Origin of the sequence: Streptomyces sp. B1866 (assembly GCF_031932565.1) — a bacterium.
GTDB lineage: Bacteria > Actinomycetota > Actinomycetes > Streptomycetales > Streptomycetaceae > Streptomyces.
On sequence record NZ_JAVSCF010000073.1, the window covers coordinates 1 to 24,648 of the forward strand.

Genomic DNA, 24,648 nt, shown 5'->3' on the forward strand with positions numbered 1-24,648 from the left:
CGGCGGGCCGGTGACGCGCGGCGGCCGGCCGCCCGGGCGTCCGGGCGGGGCACCGGTCGCCGCGCGGCGATGTGACCCACGAGGCAACCCGTCGGCTCTCTGTTCCCTCTTCACCCGCGAAACCTGAGGAGGAGTCATGGCCCGTTCGCCGCTAGTGGTTTCGGCGTGCCGCGGCCGCCGTCCGTCGGCCATGGGCGGGCGCGGCACCGGCCGGGGCCACCGGCCGGTGGCGTCGCTCCTCGGGCTCCGGCGACGTCCCGTCGCACCGCGGGCCGCGAGGTCCGCGGTCGTGTGGCGCCGTACGCCCACCCGCTGCCGACCAGGCGGGTGGCGCGGCGTCGGCCTTGGATCAAGGAGACGCAGTGTCTGCTTCAGGGAAGGAGCCGGGCGCCGTGACCGCAGCGCCCGGTGCGGGGGACCCGCGGGGACGGCTCAGTCGGCCGCGGCGCCGAACCACCTGGACAACTGGCCGCGCAGGTCCCGCTGGTCCTCGCCGACCCACGCCACGTGGCCGTCCGGCCGCAGCAGCACCGCGGGCACGTCCAGGTCCTCGCTGACGTCGACGACGTGGTCGACCCGGTCCGCCCAGCCCGCCGCCGACAGCCGGCCGGTCTGGTCGAGCAGCAGCCCGCGGCCGCCGTGCGTCAGCTCGTACAGGCGGCCCCGCTTCAGCCGCACGTCCCGCATCCGCCGGCCGAGCAGCTCGTGCCCCTCGCCGACGTCGTAGCGGACCCCGATCGCGATGATCTTCTCGGTCAGGCGCCGGTTCACCTCCTCGAAGTCCATCAGTTCCGACAGCAGCCTGCGCACGGCCCGGGCACCGGGCCCGGTGGAGATCAGCTCCATCTGCGCGCGGGTGTTGTCCAGCACGTCGGCGGCCACCGGGTGCCGCTCGGTGTGGTAGCTGTCCAGCAGCCCTTCCGGTGCCCAGCCGCGGATTTCGGCGGCCAGTTTCCAGCCGAGGTTGAACGCGTCCTGGACGCCGAGGTTGAGGCCCTGTCCGCCCATCGGCGGGTGGACGTGCGCCGCGTCACCGGCCAGCAGCACGCGGCCGGTCCGGTAGCGCTCGGCCAGCCGGGTGGCGTCGCCGAAGCGGGAGAGCCAGCGCGGTGAGTGCACACCGAAATCGGTGCCGGCGAACACCCGCAGCCGCCGCTTGAACTCCTCGAAATCCGGCGGGACCGTGCGGTCCTCGGCCACCCCCTCGGCGGGCACGACGACGCGGTACCGCCCGTCCCCGACCGGCCCGGCGCCGAACAGCTTCTGGGTTTCGCGGACTTCGGCCACCACGGCGGCCACCTCTTCCGCCGGTGCGGCCGCCTCCATCTCGCCCAGCAGCGTGTCGACCCTGGTGGGCTCGCCGGGGAAGCCGACGCCCAGCAGCTTGCGCACCGTGCTGCGGCCGCCGTCGCAGCCGACGAGGTAGCGCGAGCGCAGCCGCGTGCCGTCGGCCAGCTCCGCGGTCACGCCGTCGTCGTCCTGGCTCAGCCCGACCAGTGCGCGGCCGCGCCGGACCTCGGCGCCGAGTTCGGCGGCGCGCTCGGCGAGCAGGCGGTCGGTGATGGTCTGCGGGATGCCGAGGACGTACGGGTGCGCGGTGTCCAGCCCGCTGGGCGCGGGCTTCTGGATACCGGCGAAGAAGCCGCCGAGCGGGTGCTGCCGGCCGTGCGCGAGGAACCGTTCCAGCAGGCCGCGCTGGTCCATCACCTCGATGCTGCGCACGTGCAGGCCGAGCGAGCGGACGTACGGGGGCTGTTGCGCCTCCTTCTCCAGCACCAGCGTGCGTACGCCGTGCAGCCGCAGTTCGCAGGCCAGCATCATGCCGGTCGGCCCGCCGCCGACGACGATCACGTCAGTCATCAAACCCCCCATTCGACACGGTCGCGTTCCGGCCGGCCGCTGCGCCCGGTGCGGCGGCGGACCGGCGGTCCGACGTCCCGTGAAACGCATACGCCGACAAGAGCGCACGTATTTCCTGAACCCCTGATTTCCGCAGGTTCTGGCTTCGAGCGGAGATTCTGCGGCACGACCGGGGCCTTGCCGCAAGCCCCCTGGTGTGTTATAGGTTGATAGTGGCAAGGAGCGGTCGTCTCCTTGCCTTTTCCTTTTGCCGCCCGCCGCCTCCTTTGCCGCCCGCCTTCCCGTGGGAAACGCGACGGTGTCAGATATGCCGCTGATACGGAGTGTTCCGGGCGAAACGCCAAGGGCCCTGGAAAGTCGCAGGGCGTTTCGAGGAATGTGGGACAACCCACGCCGTCCTTAACTCGTCTTTATTCGCGGAACCTTGAGGGGGAGTCATGGACCAGCGCGCCGGAACGGTCAGGCCGCTCGCGGCCGCCGGTGCCCTGACCTCTCCCCGGGGCTCCCGGCGGCCTGCCGCCGCCGGGCGGGCCCGACGGCCCGCCGCCATCCGCCGCCGCTTCCGGCCCTAGACCACCGGACGGCGGCGTCCTACGAGCGACAGGAGACGAGCGTGTCGGCTCAGGGAAAGGAACCGGGCGCCGCGACCACGGCGCCCGATCCGGGGGAACCGCGGCAGAAGGGCACGAGGCGCCGGGGAGCGCTTCGCGGCCTGCCTCGCCGCACGGGAGGCACGGGAGGCGGGAGCAGCCGCAAGGCGGTGCTCGCCGGTCTCGCGGCGCTGGTGGCCGCCGGTCTGGCGACGACCGCGACGGCCGCACCGCCGGGCGGACCGGCCCGGGAGGCGGCCGGACAGCACGTAACCAAGCAGTCCAGGGCGCTGGGCGCAGGTCACCGGGCGCACCAGGCCGTCACGCTGATCACCGGCGACACGGTGCTGGTGGACGGCCAGGGCCGGGTGCGCGGCGTGCGGCACGGCAAGGGCCGGGAGCGCGTGCCGATATCCGTCCAGCGGGCGGGCGGCCACTCCTACGCCGTCCCCCGGGACGCCGAACGGCTGATCGCCCGGGGCGCGGTCGACCGGCGGCTGTTCGACGTGGCCGGGCTGCTGCGGGCCGGGTACGACGACGCGCACCGGCGCGACACGCCGCTGATCGTGGCGTACGGCGGCGGTCGGCAGCGGTCGGCGGTGCGCGCGGAACTGACCGGGGCCGGGGCGTCGGTGCGCCGGGACCTGCCCGCCGTGCGCGGCGCGGCGGTGACCGCGCCCAAGTCCGGCGGTTCTCGGGTGTGGGAGGCGCTGACCGGCGGGCGCGGGCGGGCAGCCGCCGGAATCGCTCGGGTGTGGCTGGACGGCCGGGTCCGGGCGTCGCTGGACAAGAGCGTGCCGCAGATCGGCGCGCCGGAGGCGTGGAAGGCGGGGTACGACGGCAAGGGTGTGAAGGTCGCCGTGCTGGACACCGGGGTCGACCAGACGCACCCGGACCTCGCCGGTCAGGAGGTGGCCGAAAAGAACTTCTCCGAAGCGCCGGACAGCGTGGACCGGTTCGGGCACGGTACGCACGTCGCCTCGATCGTCGCGGGTACGGGCGCGAAGTCGGGTGGGAAGTACCGGGGTGTGGCTTCGGGTGCTCGGATCCTGGACGGCAAGGTGCTGGACGACGGCGGTTCCGGCTCCTACTCGGGCATCATCGCCGGGATGCAGTGGGCGGTGGACCAGGGGGCCAAGGTGGTCAACCTCAGCCTCGGCGGCTGGGACACCCCGGAGATCGACCCGTTGGAGCAGGCGGTCGACGACCTGTCGGGCAAGGGCACGCTGTTCGTGGTGGCGGCGGGCAACGCCGGACCCGACGCCGAGTCCCTGAACTCGCCCGGCACCGCGGACGCGGCGCTGACCGTGGGCGCGGTGGACCGCGACGACCAGCTCGCCTTCTTCTCCAGCCGGGGCCCGCGCCAGGGCGACGGGGCGATCAAGCCGGACATCACCGCGCCGGGCGTGGACATCGTGGCGGCGAAGGCGGCGGAGGGGCAGATCGGTGATCCGGCGGCGGACGGGTACGAGTCGCTGTCGGGCACGTCCATGGCCACCCCGCACGTGCCGGGCTCGGCCGCGCTGCTGGCCCAGCAGCACCCCGACTGGACCGGGCAGCGGCTCAAGCAGGCGCTGACCGCCTCGGCGAAGCCGACGCCGGGCCTGTCGCCGTACGAGCAGGGCTCCGGCCGGGTCGACGTGGCGAAGGTGATCAAGCAGACCGTGGTCGGCGAGCAGACCTCGCTGGGCTTCGGCATCCAGGCCTGGCCGCACGACGACGACCAGCCCGTCACCAGGAAGCTCACCTACCGCAACACCGCCGCCGACCCCGTCACCCTGGACCTGTCCGTCCAGGGCACCGGCCCCGACGGCGCTCCCGCCGCCGGAGTGTTCACGCTCGGCACCGGCAGGCTGACCGTCCCGGCGCACGGCACCGCCGAGGCGGACATCGTGGCGGACACCCGGGCGGGGACGAAGGACGGCGTCTACTCGGGCGCGGTGACCGCCACGGCCGAGGGCGGCGGGGAGTCGGTCCGTACGCCCGTCGCGGTGACGCGCGAGGACGAGCGGTACGACCTCACGCTGAGGTACGGCGACGCCACGGGCAGGCCCGGGCCGGTCGACGTCACCGTGGTCGGCTACGACGTCTCCTACTACACGGACGTCACCGACGACGACCAGGACGGCACGGTGACCCTCCGCGTGCCCAAGGGCCACTACACCGTCAACGTCCAGATCGACAACCCGAGCGGCGACCCCGAGAACCCGAACCTGGCCTGGATGGTCAGCCCGTACCTGACAGTGGCCGGGGACACCACCGCCACCTACGACGCGCGCCAGGCCAAGCCGGTGACGATCAAGCCCCCGGACTCCAGGGCGTCGATCGGCAGGGCGCTCGGCCTCTTCGACGTGACCGGTGAGGAGGCGGCCGGATTCTACGAGTTCGGCACCGAGGTGAACGACTTCCGCCACCTCACCACCGCGCAGGTCGGCGACTCGGCGCCGAAGGGCCACTTCGAGTCCGTACTGGAGGCCGTCTGGACGCTGCCGGGCGAGCAGAACCCGCACACGGTGTTCAACAGCGTCTTCAACCGCGCCGACGGCTTCTTCACCGGCTTCTCCCACCAGACCCGCATGAGCGAGTTCGCGCGGGCCGACATCACGGTGGGAGCTCCGGCACCGGGCCGCTCGGGCTACGTGCTCGCCGAGTGGCTAGGACCGTTCGGCGGCCTGGGCATCGGCCTCTACCCGCCGCTGCCGCTGCCGGGCACCTGGAAGGAGTACGTGTCCGCGCCCCGCGGCTACCGGTGGGCGTTCCTCGCCTGGGAACTGGGCGACGAGGATTCCTTCGGCATCAACCTGGACGGCCCGCCCCGCGTCCTGCGGCCCGGCCAGGTCACCCGCGACACCTTCAACGTCGGCGTCTTCGGGCCCGTCCAGGGCACAGGGAGCCGGAAGGGCGACGAGATCGGCGTCTGCCTGCCGACGTTCAGCGACGGCGCCGGTCACCCCGGCGATCCGGATCTGCTCGAAGGCTCCTCGTCCGCGCTGCTGCTCGACGGCCGGACGCTGGACGACGAACAGGGCGCCGCGTGCGTCGGCACCGGCGGCCTCCCGCCCGAGGCCAGGACGTACGAGCTGCGCACGGACATCCGCCCCGACCCGACGCTGACGTCGGTCAGCACGCGGGTCACCGGGAAGTGGACCTTCACCTCGGCCGCGTCTGAGGAGGAGGCGCTTGTGCCGCTGTCGGCGGTGCGGTTCACGCCGAAGCTGAGCCTGACCAGCACGGCGCCCGCGGGGCGGGAGCTGACGGTGCCGGTGGTGCTGGACGGCCCGGCGGCGCGGCAGGCGCCGAAGGAGCTGACCGTGGAGGTGTCGTACGACGAAGGCGTGACGTGGCGTTCGCTGCCCGTACGGACGCAGGGCGGCAAGCGGTCGGTGACCGTGGACAACCCGGCCGCGGGCGGCTCGGTCTCTTTCCGGGCGCACCTGACCGAGCGGGACGGCGACACGGTCGACGAGACGATCTACCGGGCGTACACCACCCTCCGGTGAGGGCCCGCCGGTTCGCGAGGGGCCGCTGACAAGCCCTGATGAGGGTCGTGCCGCCGGGCCGTGACGGCCCGGCGGCACGTGTTGTCCGTCCGGGAGACAGGCGCCGAGGCGGCCTCCGAATGCTTATGCACATGACAATATTTGCGCGCGACGGGATCGCGCGCGGTCATCTCGAATAGCCTTTCGAGCGACCTGAGGGCGTGTCATGACCTGTTCACCGAATGCGGTTTCCGCGTCCGACCACCGCGGCCCGCTCGCTTGCGGCTTCCGTCACAGCGGCGGGGACAGGCCGGCCTGGTGCCGTGGTGGTGCCGTGCGCCCTCCGGGTTCGTGCGGCGCTTCGTCGCGCGGCGGACCTGGCGGTCCGCAGTCACCCGTCGTCGCACCGTCAGACCACCGGGGCACGGCGTCAACCGAGTGACGAGGAGATGAGTGTGTCAGCTCATGGGAAGGAACCGGGCGCCGCGACCACGGCGCCCGGTGCGGGGGACCCGCACCGGCAAGGGGCGTGGCGCCTGACGGCGCCGCGTCGACTGCCTCGCCGTTCGCGAGGCGGGAACACGAGGAGGGCGACGGCGGCCGTGCTGGCCGCCCTGGTGACGGCGAGCCTGACGGCGACCGCCGAGGCCGTCCCGCAGGGCGGACGGGCCGCGGTGCCCGGGCCGCAGAGCCGGGACCGGGCGACGGCCCCGGCCGCCGCCGAGGCCGCGCCGAAGGCGGTGACGCTGATCACCGGCGACACGGTGGCGGTGGACGGCCAGGGCCGGGTGCGCGGCGTGGTGCACGGCAAGGAGCGGGAGGACATCCCGATATCCGTCTACCGCACGCGGCAGCACACCTACGCCGTCCCGCGCGACGCGGCCGGACTCCTCGCCCGCGGGGAGCTGGACCGGGCGCTGTTCGATGTGACCGGCCTGGTCGCGGCCGGATACGACGACGCGCACCGGCGTGACGTGCCGCTCATCGTGACGTACGGCAGCGGTCGGCAGCGGTCGGCGGTACGCGCGGACCTGACGCGGGCAGGGGCCTCGATGCGCTTCGAGCTGCCCGTGGTGCACGGTGCGGCGGTCAGCGCGCCGAAGACCGGCGCGGTCCGCGTGTGGGACGCGCTGACCGGCTCCGGCGGACGGGCGGCGCCCGGCGTCGCCAAGGTGTGGCTGGACGGGAAGCGGCAGGCGTCCTTGGACAAGAGCGTCCGGCAGATCGGCGCGCCGGACGCGTGGAAGGCCGGGTACGACGGCAAGGGCGTGAAGGTCGCCGTCCTGGACACGGGCGTCGACCAGACGCACCCGGACCTCGCGGGTCAGGAGATCACCGAGAAGAACTTCACCGACTCCCGGGACAGCGTCGACCGTCTCGGACACGGTACGCACGTGGCGTCCACCGTCGCGGGCACCGGCGCCAAGTCGGGAGGCAGGTACCGGGGCGTGGCCTCGGGTGCGCGCATCCTGGACGGCAAGGTGCTGGGCGACGGCGGATCCGGCTACGACTCGGGCATCATCGCCGGCATGCAGTGGGCCGTCGACCAGGGCGCGAAGGTCGTCAACCTCAGCCTCGGCGGCCCGGACTCCCCGGAGACCGACCCGATGGAACAGGCGATCGACAACCTGTCGGCCAAGGGCACGCTGTTCGTGGTGGCCGCGGGCAACAGCGGTCCGGCCGCGGGCACGATCAGTTCGCCGGGCAGCGCGGACGCCGCGCTGACCGTGGGCGCGGTGGACCGCGACGACCGGCTGGCCTTCTTCTCCAGCCGGGGCCCGCGCCAGGGCGACGGGGCGGTCAAGCCGGACATCACCGCGCCGGGCGTGGACATCGTGGCCGCCAAGGCGGCCGAGGGCCAGATCGGCACCCCGGCCGCGGACGGGTACGTGTCGCTGTCGGGCACGTCGATGGCCACCCCGCACGTGGCGGGATCGGCCGCGCTGCTGGCCCAGCAGCACCCGGACTGGAGCGGGCAGCAGATCAAGACGGCTCTCACCGCATCGGCGAAGCCCACCGCCGACCTCGCCCCCTTCGAGCAGGGTTCGGGACGGGTCGACGTCTCCAGGGCCATCAAGCAGACGGTGACCGGCGAGCAGAGTTCGCTCGGCTTCGGCGTCCAGCAGTGGCCGCACGACGACGACAAGCCGGTGACGAAGAAGCTCACCTACCGCAACCTCGGCCCGGACCCGGTGACCCTGGACCTCGCCGTCGACAGCCTCGGCCCCGACGGGAAGCCCGCCCCCGCCGGCGTGTTCGCCCTCGCCGCCGGGAAGGTGACCGTTCCGGGGCACGGCAGCGCCGACGTCGACGTCACCGCCGACACCCGCGGCCTGTCGGCGTACGGCGAGTACTCCGGCACGCTCGTCGCCACGGGAGGCGGGCAGTCGGTGCGTACGCCCGTGGCGGTGACCCGCGAGGCCGAGATGTACGACCTCACCCTGCGGGTCCTCGACGCCCACGGCGCGCCCACCCGGGCCCAGCTCGTCCCGCTCTACGGGATCGACAACGGCTGGTTCAAGGTGCTGGAGGACCTCGACGAGGACGGCACGGTGACGGCCCGCGTGCCCCGGGGCCACTACGCGGCGAACGGGTATGCGTACACCCCGGCCGACGGTCCGGAACGTCCCGACGGCGCGGAGATGGTCGCGCCGTACGTCATGGTGGACAAGGACACCACCGTCACGTTCGACGCCCGCCAGGCCAGGCCGGTGGACATCACCGCCCCCCAGCCGGAGGCGTCGCCCGATGGGGGGGCCATCGCCTACGGCGTGATGGATGCCAGCGGGGCCACCGGGTTCGCATCCGTCTCAGGCGGAAGCCCCGACCAGAAGCTCAGTGTCGCGCAGATCGGGGCTTCGGCGCCTGAAGGGCGTTTCGAGGCCGGAATCCAGACTGTGTGGGCGCTGCCGGGGGAGAAGAACGCCGGCACCCGGTACAGCAGCGTCTACAGCCGCCGGGACGGCTCCTTCTACACCGGATTCACGCACCGCACCCGGTTGAGCGAGTTCGCCCGGATCGATGTCACCGCGGGGTCGCCGGTGGCCGGACAGCGGACCTACGTCGGTGCGGGGTGGACGGGCGCGATCGCCGGTACCGGCTCGTTTAGTGAGCAGCCGCTGCCCGCCTCCTGGCGGCTCTACGTCGCGGGCCCTGGGGTGACCTGGGGCATCAGCCTCCTGCGGTGGAGTCCCGGCGGCGACCCGGAGGTGTCTCAGGACGGTCCTCGGCGCGTCCGCAGGCCGGGGCGGGTCTACCCGGAGACCTTCAACGTCGGCGTCTTCGGACCGACCGCCGGCTCCTTCGGCCGGTACGGCAACCGCTCGGGCCTGTGTGTCCCGATGTTCGGCGACGGGTCGGGCAACGCCGGCAGGTCCGCGCTGACCAAGGCCGAGAGCAGGCTCACCATCGACGGCAAGCTGGGCGCCGAGTGGGACTGGGACCCGTGCGAGATGGGCGTGGACGGCCTGCCGCCCGGGCCCGCGAACTACCGGCTGAGCACCGACCTGCGGCGCGATCCGGCGGTGTTCGGGGTGAGTACGCGCATCACGGCGGCGTGGACCTTCACCTCGGCCAGTCCCGGGAACGCCGGGGCCACCGTGCCGTTGGCCGCGGTCCGCTTCACGCCGGAGCTGAGCCTGGCCAGTACGGCTCCGGGGGGCCGGAAGCTGACGGTGCCGGTGGTGCTCGACGGGCTGCCGGCGGGTGAGTCCCCGAAGGAGCTGACCGTGGAGGTGTCGTACGACGAGGGCGCGACGTGGCGTCCGCTGCCCGTACGGACTGTGGGCGGAAAGCGGTCGGTGACCGTGGACAACCCGGCCGCGGGCGGTTCGGTGTCCTTCCGGGCGCACCTGACCGAGCGGGACGGCGACACCGTGGAGGAGACCATCTACCGGGCGTACACCACCGTGCGCTGAGGTCTCCCCGCCGCCGCCCCCGGGGACTTCGCGCCCCCGGGGGCGGTGGCGTGCGTGGTACGGGCGGGCCGGGCCGAGGGACGGGCGCGCCCGTACCGGCCATGCCCGGCGCGGGGGATCGCCGGAAAGGGGCCGAGCGCGCCCGCCCCGCTCTCAGGGAGGCGGCGGTACGCCTCTCACATGGTGGCAGCGCTGCCCGGCGCGGGCCTCCGACAGCTTCACCCGCCGAGCGGCACCGCAGGTCGTGCACCGGCACGACCAGGCCACCGAGGCCCGTCCCGGGTAGGTCTCGATGGGCTCGTACCCGGCTTCCAGCATCTCCGCCGTGGCTTCGGCGGGGGTGACGGGCGGGTGGCGCCGCCGGTTCCAGGCCTGGCCCGGCCGACCGGCGCCCTCCGGCGGTACGGGTACGGGCTGGGGCTCGCCGGGCGGGTCGTCGGTCAGGGGCGCGGGCCCGCCGACCAGCAGGCCCAAGCTGACCGCCACCTTGCGGTGACACCGGCAGGCACACCGGCCGCCGTGGCACAAGGCGTGCGCCTCGACCACCCCGCCGGGCCGTACGGCCGCCACGCACTGGGCCGACAGCCACGGTCCGCCTCCGGCACCGGCCGGGGACGGCCCCGGGATGCGGGTCACGCACGCCCTCCCTTCGCGCACCGCGCCCCGCCCCCGGGCCCGCCGCCGAGGCCCGGGGCGGCGAGCAGCGCGCCCCGGGCTTCGGCGATCTCGACCAGGGCGGCCAGGCACTCCACCAGCCGAGCCAGGACGTACCGCATCTGGAAGGCCTCGGCGTTACCGGTGATGAACAGGTCCTCGGTGTGCCCCAGCAGCACCCGGGCCATCTCCACCCGCGCGGCCTCGCCGGGGTCGAGCCGCTCCAGGCGCTTGCCCCGCATCTCGGCCACCTTCACCATGCGTACGAGGGCCCACACCAACCGGACCGCCCCCGCCCGCAACCGCCCGCCGTCCACGCGGACACCCGAGGCAAGCCACACCCGCGCCGCCCCCAGCACGCTGCGCGCGGCCAGCACCTGCGCGTCCTCCCAGGCGTCCGCCAACGCGCCCACGGGGCCGGGGCTGTGGCCGTCCGGGGGCGGGACGGTGTAGCAGGGGGTGCCGTCCACGGTGGTCCACGGCAGCGGGACCAGCCCGCTCACCGGTCCTCCTCCGGGTCGGTGGCCTTGGCCTGGCAGCGGGGGCACTCGCACCGAGGCCACTCACACGACACCGGAGCGAACGAACGACCCGGCTCACCCCGCACGGAACACGAACTGACCTCCGCCTGCTCACCGGTCACCGGGTCCAGCCGGTACACCCGGATCGTCATCACCGCCATGCCCGGCCACCCCCCGCCTCGGCCCGCTCCCGCTCCCTCTCGGCCAGCTTCCGCTCGTGCGCGATCACGAACGGGCGCACCAGCGGGGTGTCGACCGGCCAGAACACCGCGTCGGCGGGGTCCGGTTCCTCCGGCTGCGGCGGGTCGGGCCGCGTGACCGCCATCCGTAAGGCGGCGGCGATGTCCTTCCGGGGCCGGGTCCGGGTTACGGGTTCCGGGTGCCCGGCGGGCGGTGAACCGGCTCGGTGTCGACCTCGCGTACGCCGCCCGAAGACCAGTAACACCCAAGTGGTGAAACGCTCGATTGGATCGCTCATGCCTACAGCTCCTCGAAAGCCAGGGCCACTCCCCCGAACCGGACCCGCCTCCTCCTTGCACTCCACCAGGGACAGTCGTCCCCACTCCCCGCCGCGCCACCAAACCGTCACGGCGAACGTGGGCAGGCCGGTTACCTCCCCGCTGGCCGACTCGTTGACCTGGTGACTCCACAGGGGACCGCACCAGCAGGAATCACGGGTCGTCTGGAGCCGGACGTTCAGGCGGACGTTTCGGCGGACCCTGCCGGTGGTGTACGGCGTGCGCACGGCGTCCTGCGCGGTTCCGTAGGCGGTGTGTGACCGGGAAGGCTGCGGGCTGATGGGCATCTGCTGGATCTGGACGTGGCCGCCGGTGCCCATAGTGCGCGGCATGGCGGCGTTGCCCTGCTGGTCGGACGGTGTCATTCCTCCCCCTTGTGGGAGCGTCTGCTCCCCCGGGTCGGGCTGCGCGTACTCGCCGAGAGGTCACGGAGTGTGTTCCGGTCGTCTCAGCCCGGTAAGAATCCCGCCCGTACTGGCCATGTGCCATAACACTCGGCCGATCAGTGAGACACCATCAGGAAGTGCCAGATACCGCACAGGCACCACATGGGGACCACTTCACCGGTCCGTGCGCCCCGCAGGAGATTGACGGCTGTTCATCGGTTACACAGGAGACGAACGATCCGACGCCATTCGGCGGCCGGGGAAGGCAGGAGATACCCCCATGGCAAAGGCCACGCTGCTGAGACGGCTCGTGGACCAGCGCGGTCTGACCTACCCGGAGTTCAACCGCCTGTACCTGAGCGCGGCCAACGAGTTGCACGCCAAGACCGGCGACAGCAGATTCCGGGGTGCCGAGGTCGCGGAGATGACCTACCGGCGGTGGACGACGGGGCAGGTCAAGACCATCCGGCATCCTGCGCCTCGGGTGTTGGAACGGATGTTCCCCGCCTACACGTGGCGGCAGCTCCTCGCCGCCCCTGACGAGCCCATCGCCGAACAGCACCGGCTTAGTGAAAGTGACTTGCTCATGACCGCTCGGGACGCCGCCGCGCACGCTGGCGCCGCCGCCTCTCAGGCCGTGCCCGACATCAGCATGGACCAACTCGAAGAGGACGTCATAAGCCTTGCCCGGAGCTACGTTCACACCCCGCCGCTGGAAGTCTGCCGACAGGCGAAGGAACTGCTGGCCACCGCGCAGGACATGCTGGACCGTACCCGGATGCCCCGTCAGCAGCAGCGGGCCTACCTCTGCGCTGGCCAGGCCGCGGTGTTGCTCGCGTCTGTCGCCTTCGACCTCGGCGCTCTCAGCCCGTCCGCACAGCTCGCCCGTACCGCCGCCCTGTACGGCCAAATCATCGAGCACGGCCCCTTGCAAGCCTTCGCCTACGGGGCGTTGGCCCTACGCGCTTACTGGGAGGGACGGCCCGCCGAAGCGGTGCGCCACATCCAGCAGGCCCAGCAGTTCACCGGGCTTGGCGACACCGCCGTGACCCGCCTAGCGGTGATCGAGGCCCGCGCATACGGTCACCTCGGCAACGCCCAGGCCGCCACCGACGCCGTGCGTCGCTCACTTGCGGCTGATACCGGTCACCGGGACGAGATGCACGACGACATCGGCGGCGAGTTCGGCTTCCCCGCCGAACGAGTTGCCATGAGCCACGCGACCACCTACCTGCTGCTGCGCGATTCGCAAGGCGCCGAGAACTCGGCGGACCAGGCTCTCAGGCTCTTGCGAGACATGCCCGAGGAGCAGCGGCCGGTGCTGACCGCATGCCAGGCCGCTGCCGACCTGGCGCGTGCCCGACTGCTGCGCCGGGAGCTGGACGGCGCGGTCGACGCTCTCGAACCCGTCTTCCATCTGCCGACCGAGTGGCGTGGTGTCGGGGTCGTCGAGCGGGTCAGCGGCGTGCGTGGTGAACTCACGCATGTTGACTTCCACGCCTCACCGCAGGCCGCCCAGCTAGGCGAGCGGATCGAGGACTTCTGCCGCTTGGCCGTGCGGCACCAACTCGGGCCCGCCGCGCGGCTGGTCATCGAGGGGTAAGACGACTTTCCGGGTCAGCGGTTGAGCGCAGCCAGGATCTTGGCTTCCTTGCCGGGGTCGATGCCGTGCTTGGCCCACCGGGGATGCTCGACCGGCGCGCCCCCGCGCAGCAGCCACCGCCATGTGTCGGTGACCGTCTCCTTCAGTGGTCGGCATACCAGGCCGGCGGCGTACGCCCTGCTGGAGTCGATCTGCCACACCCCCGCATGGGTGCGCCACAGCGGCAGCTCGGTCCACTGCCGCACCCCATGCTCGATCAGCACCTCATCCGGAGCCCACGCCAGCCCTCCCGACGCGCCGGTCACATCCAAACACGCGGCGAGGAAACCGCCCATCGTCTCTCTGCCGATCGGCGCGGTGACGTTGAAGACTCCACCGTCGCCGCCTGCCGCGCAGTGCACCGCGAACGCCGCAACGTCCCGCACGTCCACCGGCTGGATCGTCCGCTCGGGATTCCCTGGCGCGAGGATGCGCCCGCCCCGCGCCGCCCGGTTCAGCCACCACGGCAGCCGCCCCACGTACTCCCCAGGGCCCAAGATGACACTGGGCCGCAGGATCGTAGCCCGGTCGTCCCCGACCGTGGAGAGCACAGCCCGCTCCGCGCCAGCCTTCTGCCGCCCATAGTGCAGGTCCGGTCCGTCCCACCCCTCGGGCATCCGCCCGTAGTCCTCGTCTGCATCCGGCGGCCCGTCCAGTACCACCGACCCCTCGGTCAGCGGCTCGTCCGGCCACCCCTGATACGCCGAGACCGTGGAGACGTACACATACCGCCCGGCCGCGCCTTCCAGGGCGCGCGCCGCCGCCAGCACCTGGCGTGGCGCGAGATCTGAAGCAGAGGTGTCCACGACGGCATCCCAAGGGGCGTGCTCCGCCAGGCGGCGCAGGTCGTCAGGATCGGTCCGGTCGCCGTGCACCGACTCCGCGCCGGTCGGCGACTCCCCGGAGCGCCCCCGGGTGAACGTCGTCACCTGCCAGCCCCGCCGCAAGGCGTCTTCAACAACTGCCCTGCCCAAAAACCACGTCCCGCCCAGCACGAGAATCCTCATGCCCGGATCCTGCCTGGCGGGCTCAGGTGACGCCACCCCCGCTCCTGCGCTCCAGCGCCGTCCCCCACGGCCTATGGGCCTGGTGGATCGCGCCGGAGGAGATCGATGGTCATCAGGGGATCTGCATGTGGCGGACGGGCCGAACCGGAAAGACTCGATTACCTTCCTGGAGAGTGCGCTGAACCGCGGTGAGAACGCGCCGTCAGCTCGGCGGCGTACAGCAGCATACTCAGCGGCGCCCGCCCGCCGCAGCTCTCGTCCGCCGCACAGGTTTCCGGCTCGGCGGGGGCGTCCAGCAGGTTCCGGGCGAGTGGAGTTGGGCGGATTCCACGGCGTCGGCTATCCGGATTCCGCGGTACGCGCCCTCGGCGGGCTCCGGCTAGACTGAGACCACCGTCGGCAGGGGAGCAGGCGTGATACCTCCAACAGCCATCCCGTCAGATGTGCTCGACCGAGACGACGTACGGCAAGCGATCTTCGATCAGGACTTCGGAAGACTGTTCTTCCTGGTTCGCAAGTGGGCGGGAATCAGCCTCAGCCGTATCGCCGAGGCATGCGACATCAAGTCATCCCGCGTCTATGAACTGGCCCGAGGGGAAGGTTCGATCACCTCCTTGGTGAAGATCGAACAGATCGCCGACGCTCTCCGGATTCCCGGGCATTTACTGAGGCTCGCACCTCGCTCGTGGGAATCGACGGCCGGGTACGGTGGTCTGCCCTCGGGTCCTGACCCGCACGGACTCCCGGTCCTGAACGCAGCTGGAGGGGATGCCTACGCGGAAGCCATTCGCGCGACTTCACGCAGACTCGTCGTCCTCGACAACGAACTGAACGGCCTTCCGGTCGCCACCATGGCGGCACGCGCCTTCAGGTCCGTGCACCGGCGTCTCGGACAAGGGGATTACGAGCCGCGATACGAGCGGGATATCCGCGCGGCAGCGGCGGAGTTGGCCGAGGTCGCCGGTTGGGCTCTCTTCGACGCGGAGAAGCAGGACGCCGCCCGTCGCTTCAACCAGGAAGCTCTGTTCCTGGCGCGAGTGTCGGGGGACCGGAGCATCGAACTCCTGATCCTACAGAACATCGCGATGCAGTCCGGGTACCTCCGGCGCCCGCGGGAGGAGTTGGCCATCGCGCGGTCTGTCCTTGAGGAGAGCAGCCTTTCGCCACGGATCGAGGCCATCTTCAGGACCCGCGAAGCCAGAGGGCTGTTCGCGTTGGGGCACGAGAGCGAGGGGAACAGGAAGTTCGATCACGCCCGCTCGCTTCTTCAGGAAGGCGAGAAAGACGGTGACCCTTTCTGGGCCTGGTGGATCGTGCCGGAGGAGATCGACGGGCATCAGGGGATTTCTTTGTGGCGGGTCGGCCGTTGGAAAGACTCGATCCCCCTGCTGGAGAGGGCACTGAACCGCGACGCGAGAGCGCGGGTCGGATACCAGAACATCTATTCCGCCAGCCTTCTTGTGTCTCTCCTCGAAGCACGGGCTTGGAAGGACGCGGCGGAGATAGCGGAATCCATCATCCCTGCCGTCGCCGAGACCACTTCCCTCAGGACGCTGAACAGACTGGTCGCGGCAGCCCGGAGCGGTAAGGACCTGACCGGCGCGCCTCCCAATCTCCGGGACGCGCTGCACAGCATCGAGGAGGCCATAAGGGAGGACCCGTTCACCCTCTGACTCTGACGTGGCGGACGTTCCGTCCCGGCCTCGCCGGTTCCGGGCCGGACAGCCGGGGCGGGGCGGGACCCGGGCGAGCCCGTGCACGTACGCCCGTACGCCCGTACGCCCGCAACCCGCGGCGAACCCGCGGCGAACCGGGAACGGGCCGTCACGGCCGGAGCGCGGGCCGTGAGGGGCCGGAACCCCGGGCCGACCGGGGCGGGACCGGGCCACGGCCGGAACAGGGGCGGCGCCCCGGCCGGAGGGCGGGCCGTCAGAACGGCCGACCGGAGGTGAGGCGGTGGCGGTGGCGGGCCCACAGTGTCTTCTGCACCACCAGCGTGAGCGTCCCCGCCAGCACGATCCCGCCCAGGTTCAGCAGCAGCTGCTCCGTCGAGCCCCACATCTGGTCGATGTCGCCGTAGCCGAGCGCCACGGCCGCGTTGGCGGCGGCCGGGACCGTGGTCACCGAGATGGCCACGCCCACCAGGGCGCCCGACTTGGCCGAGGTCAGCGACAGCGTTCCGGCGACTCCGGCCAGTACGGCCACCACGAACGAGAACATGTCCGGCTTCCAGATGAAGTCCGTGTTCGGCCGGTCCGCCTCCAGCTGCCCCTTGGTGAACAGCCCGAACGCGTCCATCATCATCGAGAAACCGCAGGTGAGCGCCATCGCCGCCGCGAAGCCCACCAGCAGGGCCAGCGCCGAGCGGGCCGCGAGCCGGGGGGCCCGGCGGACCAGGGCCGCGCTCAGTCCGGCCAGCGGGCCGAACTCGGGGCCGACGGCCATCGCGCCCACGATCAGGATCGCGTTGTCCAGCACCACACCGCACGCGGCGATCATCGTGGCGATGGCCAGCAGCGCGAGGAAGGTCACCGACAGGGTGGACTCCTCGTGCGTGGCGTCGACCAGCTGCTCCCACAGGACCGCGTCCGCGGCCTCGCCCGGCGCCTCCTCCTCCGCCTTCTCGGCCCGCTTCGACAGCGACAGGTCGATGTTCTCCACCGCGATCGACCCGGTCTCCTCCAGGCCCGCCGCGCGCAGCCCGTCCAGCAGCGCGTCCGCCGCCTCCCGCGCCACGTCGCACGTCACCACGTCTCCGGCCGGGTTGCGCGCGGCGCCGGGCAGGACCACGACGTGCGTGGTGCCGACGGTCTTCTCGATGGTGGCCAGCACCTCGGCCGTACGGGACGCCGGGACGATCAGCCGCAGGTGCAGCACGTACGTGACTCCTAGGGGCTCGCGTCAGAGCTTCCGCAGCGAGAGCCGCTGGACCTTGTGGTCGGGGCCCTTGCGGAGCACCAGGGTCGCACGGCCGCGGGTGGGCGCCACGTTCTGCCGCAGGTTCGGCTCGTTGACCGTGCGCCACACCATCCGCGCGTAGTCCACCGCCTCCTCCTCGGAGATCTGCGTGAACCGCCGGAAGAACGACGCCGGGTCCTGGAACGCCGTCTCGCGCAGCTTGCGGAAGCGGGCCAGGTACCAGTCCTCGATGTCGCGCGAGCGGGCGTCGACGTACACGCTGAAGTCGAAGTAGTCGGCCACGCTCACGCGCGTGAGGCCGTCCTTGCCGGGCAGGGCGGGCTGGAGCACGTTCAGGCCCTCGACGATGAGGATGTCGGGGCGGCGTACGACCAGCCGCTCGCCGGGCACGATGTCGTAGACCAGGTGGGAGTAGACCGGCGCGGTCACCTCCTCCTTGCCCGCCTTCACGTCCGCCACGAAGCGGGTCAGGGCCCTGCGGTCGTACGACTCGGGGAAGCCCTTGCGCGCCATGAGGTCGCGCCGCTCCAGCTCGGCGTTCGGGTAGAGGAAGCCGTCGGTGGTCACCAGCTCCACGCGCGGATGCTCGGGCCAGCGGGCCAGCAGCGCCTGGAGCAGGCGGGCCGTGGTGGACTTGCCGACCGCCACACTGCCCGCCACGCCGATCACGAACGGGGTGCCCGCCTGCGCGCCGTACCCCTCGCCGCGCCCGTCGTCCAGGAACGTGTTCAGCGCGCCGCGCAGCGCCCCGGCGGCGGCCACGTACAGGTTCAGCAGCCGGGACAGCGGCAGGTAGACGTCGACCACCTCGTCCAGGTCGATGACGTCCCCCAGGCCGCGCAGCCGCTCGACCTCCTCGGCGGACAGCGGCAGCGGCGTACGGTCCCGCAGCGCGCTCCACTCGGCGCGCGACAGGTCCACGTACGGGCTCGGCTCGGCCCGCCGCCGCGGGCCGCGCGCCGCCTGGGCCGGAGGAGCCGGGGGCGTGGCGTCCGCCGCCGGGGCTGCCGGGGCCGCCGGGGCATGGTCCGCCCGCGCGGGTGCGCCCGGGGGCGGCACCGGCGCCGACTGGGGCGGCTGGGCCGACCGGGCCGGAGGCGTCGGGGGCGTGATCACGCCATTCATTGTCCGGGGTCGGCGGGAACGGCGGAGCGTGGGGTCCGTCACGCGGGTGCCCTCGCCGGGCGGGCCGCTCCGCGTCGGTGGGTCTCGCGCGGGTGCCGCCGTGCCTTTGTGGGGTTGCCGTTCCCGCGCGGGAGGGGCCGACCGGCGGACGGCCGCGCCGCGGTGCCCTCGCCGGGCGGGCCGCTGCGCGCCGACGAGAGCCCCGGTCCGTCCGCGCGGGCGGCGGCCCTGGCCCCGTGCGCCGGGCCCGGGTCGGCGGTGGGTTCGGCGGCGGGCGAGGCGGGCGCGCCCGCCCGGGCCACCCCGGTGCCGGAGGCGGCGGCGCCGTCCGTACCGCCGCCCGGGGTACCGCCGGTGGCCACCAGGACGGCCGCCGCCGTCCCGGCCGCGACGACCGCCGCCCCCGCCGACACGGCTCTCTTCGTACGTTTCGTGCGATCGCGCATGAGTATCCCCCCGGATCCCCGCCCCCGCGGCCGTGCTCGGCTGCCCGGCCGAACTGTGTGCATTATGCACACCTTCTGTGACGCGCGGGTAACCGTCCGCCCGCGCCTCCCGCCGCCCCGGGCCGTACGCTGCGCCTATGTGTGGAATCGTTGGTTACGTCGGAGGGCGGTCCGCCCTCGAAGTGGTCCTTGCCGGTCTCCAGCGGCTGGAGTACCGCGGCTACGACTCGGCCGGGGTCGCCGTGCTCGCCGACGGCGGGCTGGCCGCCGCCAAGAAGGCGGGCAAGCTCGGCAACCTCGACAAGGAGCTGGCCGACCGGCCGCTGCCCACCGGAAGCACCGGAATCGGCCACACCCGGTGGGCCACCCACGGCGGGCCCACGGATGCCAACGCCCACCCGCACCTGGACAACGCGGGCAGAGTGGCCGTCGTCCACAACGGCATCATCGAGAACTTCGCCGCCCTGCGCGCCGAGCTCGCCGACCGCGGCCACACCCTCGCCTCCGACACCGACACCGAGGTCGTCGCCCACCTGCTCGCCGAGTCCTTCTCCTCCTGCGGCGACCTGGCCGAGGCCATGCGCCAGGTCTGCCGCGGCCTGGAGGGCGCGTTCACGCTGGTGGCCGTGCACGCCGACGCGCCCGACACGGTCGTCGGCGCCCGCCGCAACTCGCCGCTGGTCGTCGGCGTCGGCGACGACGAGGCGTTCCTCGCCTCCGACGTGGCCGCCTTCATCGCCCACACGCGCGAGGCGATCGAACTGGGCCAGGACCAGGTGGTGGAGCTGCGCCGGGACGGCGTCACCGTCACCGACTTCGAGGGCCGCCCCGCCGACGTACGCGCCTATCACGTCGACTGGGACGCCTCAGCCGCCGAGAAGGACGGCTACGACTACTTCATGCTCAAGGAGATCGCCGAGCAGCCCAAGGCCGTCGCCGACACCCTCCTGGGCCGCATCGACGTGGCCGGAAACCTCACCCTGGACGAGGTGCGCATCCCCGCGTCCGTACTGCGCGAGGTCAACAAGGTCGTCATCGTCGCCTGCGGCACCGCCTTCCACGCCGGGATGATCGCCAAGTACGCCATCGAGCACTGGACGCGCATTCCCTGCGAGACCGAGCTGGCCAGCGAGTTCCGCTACCGCGACCCCATCCTCGACCCGCGCACCCTGGTGATCGCCATCTCCCAGTCGGGCGAGACCATGGACACCCTCATGGCGCTGCGGCACGCCCGCGAACAGGGCGCGAAGGTGCTCGCCATCTGCAACACCAACGGCTCGACCATCCCGCGCGAGTCCGACGCCGTGCTGTACACGCACGCCGGCCCCGAGATCGCCGTCGCCTCCACCAAGGCGTTCCTCACCCAGCTCGTCGCCTGCTACCTGGTCGCGCTCTACCTGGGCCAGGTGCGCGGCACCAAGTGGGGCGACGAGATCCAGTCCGTGATCCGCGAGCTGTCGGCCATCGGCACCCAGGTGGAGGAGGTGCTGGAGACCATGGAGCCGGTACGGGAACTGGCGCGCACCCTCGCCGACCGCAACACCGTGCTCTTCCTCGGCCGCCACGTCGGCTACCCGGTCGCCCTGGAGGGCGCCCTGAAGCTCAAGGAGCTGGCCTACATGCACGCCGAGGGCTTCGCCGCCGGGGAGCTGAAACACGGGCCTATCGCGCTGATCGAGGACGGCGTGCCGGTGGTCGTCGTGGTGCCCTCCCCGCGCGGGCGGTCGGTCCTGCACGACAAGATCGTCTCCAACATCCAGGAGATCCGCGCGCGCGGCGCCCGCACGATCGTCATCGCCGAGCGCGGCGACACGGCCGTGGCCCCGTACGCCGACCACCTCATCGAGATCCCCGCCACGCCCACCCTGCTCCAGCCGCTGGTGGCCACGGTGCCGCTCCAGGTGTTCGCGTGCGAGCTGGCCACGGCCCGCGGCAACGAGGTCGACCAGCCGCGCAACCTGGCGAAGTCGGTCACGGTGGAGTGACGGGGGGCCCGGCGGCTACGCGCAGGGCCCCACCGGCGGCGCCCACCGCCGTGCCCGTTCCCCGGCGGGCGGACGCGCGGCGGCCCACGGGTCCGCGCCCGCCGACGTACGCCGTCGGGGTCGGCAGCCCGCGGGGGCCCCACCGGCGGAGGGCCGCCGACGAGACGGGAGAGCACCCGGGACCGGGCCCACGCGGAGGGCACGGCTCCGCCGGGGGAGAGCCGCCGACGCGACGGAAGGGCTTCCGGGGCCGCGCCGGAACCTGAGGGACCGCCGGGGGAGAGCTGGCGACGAGACGGGAGGGTCGGGGGCGCAGGGGTAGGGGCCTGGACGTGGCCGTATATTTTCGTATTTGGGCGGCTGGTTCTGGTGCACTCAACCCTCGGGGTGCAGGCCGCCGAAATGCGAAAATATCCGAGTCCAGGCCCCTACCCCGGAGCCCCCGGCCCCGCCCCGCCCACAGGCCGCAGGCGCCGCCCACCCAGGCCGACGTCAGCCCGTCACGCCCCNCCCGCCCACAGGCCGCAGGCGCCGCCCACCCAGGCCGACGTCAGCCCGTCACGCCCCGCCACGCCGCCCCCAACGCCCCCGCCACCTCGTACGCGCTGATCGGCCCCGCCGGAGCCCCCGTCGCCTCCCGCCCGGCCAGCCCGTGCAGGTACGCGCCCACCGACGCGGCGTCCGCCGCCCCCAGTCCCGCCGCCAGCAGCGACCCGGCCAGCCCCGACAGCACGTCGCCGCTGCCCGCCGTGGCCAGCCAGCCCGTACCGGTCGGGTTCACCCGCACCGGGCCGGACGCACCGGCCACCAGCGTGGTCGAACCCTTCAGCAGCACCGTCGCCCCGTACCGCGCGGCCAAGGCGCGCACCGCCGCCAGCCGCCCGGACTCGACCTCCTCGCGCGTGACGCCCAGCAGGGCCGCCGCCTCGCCCGCGTGCGGCGTGAGGACGGTCGGCGCGGACCGCCCCCGCAGCACGTCCGCCGACAGCAGGTGCAGCCCGTCCGCGTCCACCAGGACGGGCACGTCCGAGCCCAGCACCTCGGCGAGCGCCTGCCGGGCGCCCGCGTCGTCGCCGACGCCGGGCCCGATCACCCACGCCTGCACCCGGCCCGCCCGGCTCGGCGGCCCGGCGTGCACCAGGGACTCGGGGAAGCGGGCGATGACCGCGTCGGCGGCCGGGCCCACGTACCGCACGGCCCCGGCGCCGCCGCGCAGCGCGCCCGCCACCGCCAGCACGGCGGCGCCCGGATAGCGGGCCGAGCCCGCCACCACGCCCACCACGCCGCGCCGGTACTTGTCGCTGTCCGCCGCGGGCCGCGGCAGCAGCGCCGCCACGTCCGCGTGCTGCAAGGCGGTCACCTCGGGCGCGGGCAGGTACGGCGCCAGGCCGATGTCCACCAGCCGCAGGGCGCCCGCCCGCTCCCGGGCCGGATCGATCAGCAGCCCCGGCTTGTACGCGCCGAAGGTGACCGTCACGTCCGCGCGTACGGCCGCGCCCCGCACCTCGCCGGTGTCCGCGTCCACGCCGCTGGGCAGGTCCACGGCGACGACCGGTCCGCGCACCGCGCCCACCAGCAGCTCCGCGTCCGGCCGCAGCCCCCCCTTGCCGCCGATGCCGACAATGCCGTCCAGGACCACGTCGGCGCGGGCCACGGCGGCCCCGGCCGGTCCGGCGGGCCCGCCCGAGTCTGCCCGCAGCACCCGCCCCCCGGCCGCGCGCAGCGCCCGCAGCCCTCGCGCGTGCGCCCGTTCCGGGGCCAGCAGCACCGCCGTGACCCCGGCTCCCCGGCGCGCCAGGCGGGCGCCCGCCAGCAGCGCGTCCCCGCCGTTGTCGCCGCTGCCCACCAGCAGCGCCACCCGGGCCCCGTACACACGGCCCAGCAGGCTCGCGCAGGCGGCGGCGAGCCCGGCCGCCGCGCGTCCCATGAGCGTCCCCTCGGGCAGCCGGGCCATCAGCTCCCGCTCGGCGGCCCGTACGGTCTCCACGCTGTAGGCAGTCCTCATGCCTCCCAGTGTCCCAACCCGCCCGGCGGCGGCCCCCGTACGACCCGTAGAGTCCGTACGACCCGGAGGGCCCGCGCGTGCCGCGGAACCAGTGCGGCCGCCCGCGCGGGAAAGCCGACAACCCGCGCGAGAGGGCGGGCACCTCCCGCGGAGGGACGAGACGCCCCGCGCGGGAGGACGAGACACCTCGCGCGGGAGGACGAGATGCCTCGCGCGGGAGGCCCGCCCCGCCCGCCCTGCCCGGAACCTCCTGCTCCGTCCCTCCTGCCGGGCTGCGACACTGACGGGGATGGACGAGACACCGATGCGCGCCCGTGCCGTGGTCGACCTGGCCGCCGTGCGGGCCAACGTGCGCGCGCTGCGCGCGGCCGCGCCCCGCGCCGAGCTGATGGCCGTCGTCAAGGCGGACGGCTACGGCCACGGCATGGTCCCCTGCGCGCGTGCGGCCCGGCAGGCGGGCGCGACCTGGCTGGGCACCGCCACGCCCGAGGAGGCCCTGGCGCTGCGCGCGGCGGGCGACACCGGCCGGGTGCTGTGCTGGCTGTGGACGCCGGGCGGCCCGTGGCGGCAGGCGATCGAGGCGGACGTGGACGTGTCGGTCAGCGCGCCGTGGGCGCTGCGCGAGGCGGTCGCGGCGGCGCGCGCGAGCGGCCGTACGGCCAGGGTGCAGCTCAAGGCCGACACCGGGCTCGGCCGCGGCGGCTCGCAGCCCGCCGACTGGCCCGTGCTGGTCGCCGCGGCCCGCGCGGCCGAGGCCGAGGGGGCGATCCGGGTCACCGGCCTGTGGTCGCACTTCGCCTGCGCGGACGAGCCGGGCCACCCGTCGATCGCCGCGCAGCTCGCCGCCTTCCGCGACATGACCGCTCACGCGCGAGCGCACGGCCTGCGGCCGGAGGTGTGCCACATGGCCAACTCCCCGGCGACCCTCACCCTGCCCGACGCGCACTTCGACCTCGTACGGACCGGTGTCGCGCTGTACGGCGTCTCGCCCAGCCCGCTGCTGGGCCTGCCCGGCGACTTCGGGCTGCGGCCCGCCATGACGCTGACCGCGAGCCTGGCCATGGTCAAGCGGGTGCCGGGCGGGCACGGCGTGTCGTACGGGCACCACTACGTCACCCCCGGCGAGACGACCCTCGCCCTGGTGCCCGTCGGCTACGGGGACGGGGTGCCGCGGCACGCCTCCGGCACCGGTCCTGTGATGGTGGCGGGCAAGTGGCGGACCGTCGCGGGCCGGGTGGCCATGGACCAGTTCGTGGTGGATCTCGGGGGGGACCGGGCGGCCGAGGGGGACGAGGCGGTGCTGTTCGGGCCCGGCGACCGGGGCGAGCCGACGGCCGAGGACTGGGCGCGGGCGGCCGGCACGATCGCGTACGAGATCGTCACCCGCGTCGGCACGCGCGTGCCGCGCGTTTACGTGGGAGAGCAGCCGGGCACAGGGATCTGACCATGGGTGACCGAGGGGGTGGCGGCGCGGCGGCCGGCCCGGCCGCCAGGGGTGTCGCCGACGCCGTGGACGCGGCGGCCGCCGCCGGTCTCGACGGCCGGGACGTGCGCGGCCTGGCCGGCCGCGTCGCCGGCCGCCTGGTCGGCCCGG

General features: G+C 73.5%; 15 protein-coding genes. 6 read left to right on the plus strand and 9 right to left on the minus strand.

Going from position 1 to position 24,648, the window contains the following annotated elements:
• Positions 1-432: 432 nt before the first annotated feature.
• Positions 433-1,860: a rifampin monooxygenase gene (gene rox / locus RKE29_RS12765; RefSeq protein ID WP_312005315.1), complete on the minus strand. Its 1,428-nt coding sequence runs from the start codon at positions 1,858-1,860 to the stop codon at positions 433-435.
• A gap of 760 nt (positions 1,861-2,620) precedes the next feature.
• On the opposite strand from rox, the gene RKE29_RS12770 reads away from it, so the two are divergent.
• Both RKE29_RS12770 and RKE29_RS12775 read left to right on the plus strand, forming a co-directional pair.
• Positions 2,621-5,950, plus strand: a complete 3,330-nt coding sequence (locus RKE29_RS12770; protein ID WP_312005316.1) for a S8 family peptidase — start codon at positions 2,621-2,623, stop codon at positions 5,948-5,950.
• 581 nt (positions 5,951-6,531) lie between these two features.
• Positions 6,532-9,846, plus strand: a complete 3,315-nt coding sequence (locus RKE29_RS12775; RefSeq protein ID WP_312005317.1) for a S8 family peptidase — start codon at positions 6,532-6,534, stop codon at positions 9,844-9,846.
• Between the two features lie 153 nt (positions 9,847-9,999).
• Here RKE29_RS12775 and RKE29_RS12780 read toward each other — a convergent pair whose 3' ends face one another.
• The 3 genes from RKE29_RS12780 to RKE29_RS12790 form a co-directional block, all read right to left on the minus strand.
• Positions 10,000-10,482: a hypothetical protein gene (locus tag RKE29_RS12780; RefSeq protein WP_312005318.1), complete on the minus strand. Its 483-nt coding sequence runs from the start codon at positions 10,480-10,482 to the stop codon at positions 10,000-10,002.
• A complete protein-coding gene (locus RKE29_RS12785; protein WP_312005319.1) occupies positions 10,479-11,003 on the minus strand; it encodes a hypothetical protein in 525 nt (174 codons plus the stop codon). Before RKE29_RS12785 ends, RKE29_RS12780 begins: the two co-directional genes overlap by 4 nt.
• Before the next feature lie 169 nt (positions 11,004-11,172).
• Entirely contained in the window at positions 11,173-11,499 is a 327-nt protein-coding gene (locus RKE29_RS12790) for a hypothetical protein (protein WP_312005320.1), read from the minus strand.
• Positions 11,500-12,205: 706 nt separating this feature from the next.
• Between RKE29_RS12790 and RKE29_RS12795 the strand changes: the two genes are divergently transcribed.
• Positions 12,206-13,528 carry a hypothetical protein gene (locus RKE29_RS12795; RefSeq protein WP_312005321.1) on the plus strand — a complete coding sequence of 441 codons (1,323 nt, stop codon included), beginning with the start codon at positions 12,206-12,208 and terminating at the stop codon, positions 13,526-13,528.
• A gap of 14 nt (positions 13,529-13,542) precedes the next feature.
• On the opposite strand, the gene RKE29_RS12800 is transcribed toward RKE29_RS12795, so the two are convergent.
• Positions 13,543-14,574, minus strand: coding sequence for an NAD-dependent epimerase/dehydratase family protein (locus RKE29_RS12800; protein ID WP_312005322.1), 1,032 nt, complete (start codon positions 14,572-14,574; stop codon positions 13,543-13,545).
• Between the two features lie 443 nt (positions 14,575-15,017).
• On the opposite strand from RKE29_RS12800, the gene RKE29_RS12805 reads away from it, so the two are divergent.
• Positions 15,018-16,247 (plus strand): XRE family transcriptional regulator, encoded by a 1,230-nt coding sequence (locus RKE29_RS12805; protein ID WP_312005323.1) that lies wholly within the window; start codon positions 15,018-15,020, stop codon positions 16,245-16,247.
• A gap of 256 nt (positions 16,248-16,503) precedes the next feature.
• On the opposite strand, the gene RKE29_RS12810 is transcribed toward RKE29_RS12805, so the two are convergent.
• From RKE29_RS12810 to RKE29_RS12820, 3 genes are all read right to left on the minus strand, one after another.
• Complete coding sequence (locus RKE29_RS12810) at positions 16,504-17,451, minus strand: DUF389 domain-containing protein (protein WP_312005324.1); 948 nt, start codon at positions 17,449-17,451, stop codon at positions 16,504-16,506.
• 24 nt (positions 17,452-17,475) lie between these two features.
• Positions 17,476-18,414, minus strand: a complete 939-nt coding sequence (gene coaA / locus RKE29_RS12815) for a type I pantothenate kinase (RefSeq protein WP_312005329.1) — start codon at positions 18,412-18,414, stop codon at positions 17,476-17,478.
• A 242-nt stretch (positions 18,415-18,656) separates the two neighbouring features.
• Positions 18,657-19,064, minus strand: a complete 408-nt coding sequence (locus tag RKE29_RS12820) for a hypothetical protein (protein ID WP_312005325.1) — start codon at positions 19,062-19,064, stop codon at positions 18,657-18,659.
• 137 nt (positions 19,065-19,201) lie between these two features.
• Between RKE29_RS12820 and glmS the strand changes: the two genes are divergently transcribed.
• Positions 19,202-21,049, plus strand: coding sequence for a glutamine--fructose-6-phosphate transaminase (isomerizing) (gene glmS / locus RKE29_RS12825; protein WP_312005326.1), 1,848 nt, complete (start codon positions 19,202-19,204; stop codon positions 21,047-21,049).
• A 550-nt stretch (positions 21,050-21,599) separates the two neighbouring features.
• On the opposite strand, the gene RKE29_RS12830 is transcribed toward glmS, so the two are convergent.
• Complete coding sequence (locus RKE29_RS12830; protein WP_312005327.1) at positions 21,600-23,054, minus strand: NAD(P)H-hydrate dehydratase; 1,455 nt, start codon at positions 23,052-23,054, stop codon at positions 21,600-21,602.
• Between the two features lie 289 nt (positions 23,055-23,343).
• Here RKE29_RS12830 and alr point away from each other — a divergent pair, with 289 nt between their 5' ends.
• Positions 23,344-24,498, plus strand: a complete 1,155-nt coding sequence (alr, locus tag RKE29_RS12835; protein ID WP_312005328.1) for an alanine racemase — start codon at positions 23,344-23,346, stop codon at positions 24,496-24,498.
• Positions 24,499-24,648 lie beyond the last annotated feature (150 nt).

What these genes read in the sequence shown, in the direction of transcription:
- rox (WP_312005315.1), bottom strand. Translation starts at nt 1,860, where the DNA reads ATGACTGACGTGATCGTCGTCGGCGGCGGGCCGACCGGCATGATGCTG.
- RKE29_RS12790 (WP_312005320.1), bottom strand. Translation starts at nt 11,499, where the DNA reads ATGAGCGATCCAATCGAGCGTTTCACCACTTGGGTGTTACTGGTCTTC.
- RKE29_RS12795 (WP_312005321.1), top strand. Translation starts at nt 12,206, where the DNA reads ATGGCAAAGGCCACGCTGCTGAGACGGCTCGTGGACCAGCGCGGTCTG.
- RKE29_RS12800 (WP_312005322.1), bottom strand. Translation starts at nt 14,574, where the DNA reads ATGAGGATTCTCGTGCTGGGCGGGACGTGGTTTTTGGGCAGGGCAGTT.
- RKE29_RS12820 (WP_312005325.1), bottom strand. Translation starts at nt 19,064, where the DNA reads ATGCGCGATCGCACGAAACGTACGAAGAGAGCCGTGTCGGCGGGGGCG.
- glmS (WP_312005326.1), top strand. Translation starts at nt 19,202, where the DNA reads ATGTGTGGAATCGTTGGTTACGTCGGAGGGCGGTCCGCCCTCGAAGTG.
- RKE29_RS12830 (WP_312005327.1), bottom strand. Translation starts at nt 23,054, where the DNA reads ATGAGGACTGCCTACAGCGTGGAGACCGTACGGGCCGCCGAGCGGGAG.
- alr (WP_312005328.1), top strand. Translation starts at nt 23,344, where the DNA reads ATGGACGAGACACCGATGCGCGCCCGTGCCGTGGTCGACCTGGCCGCC.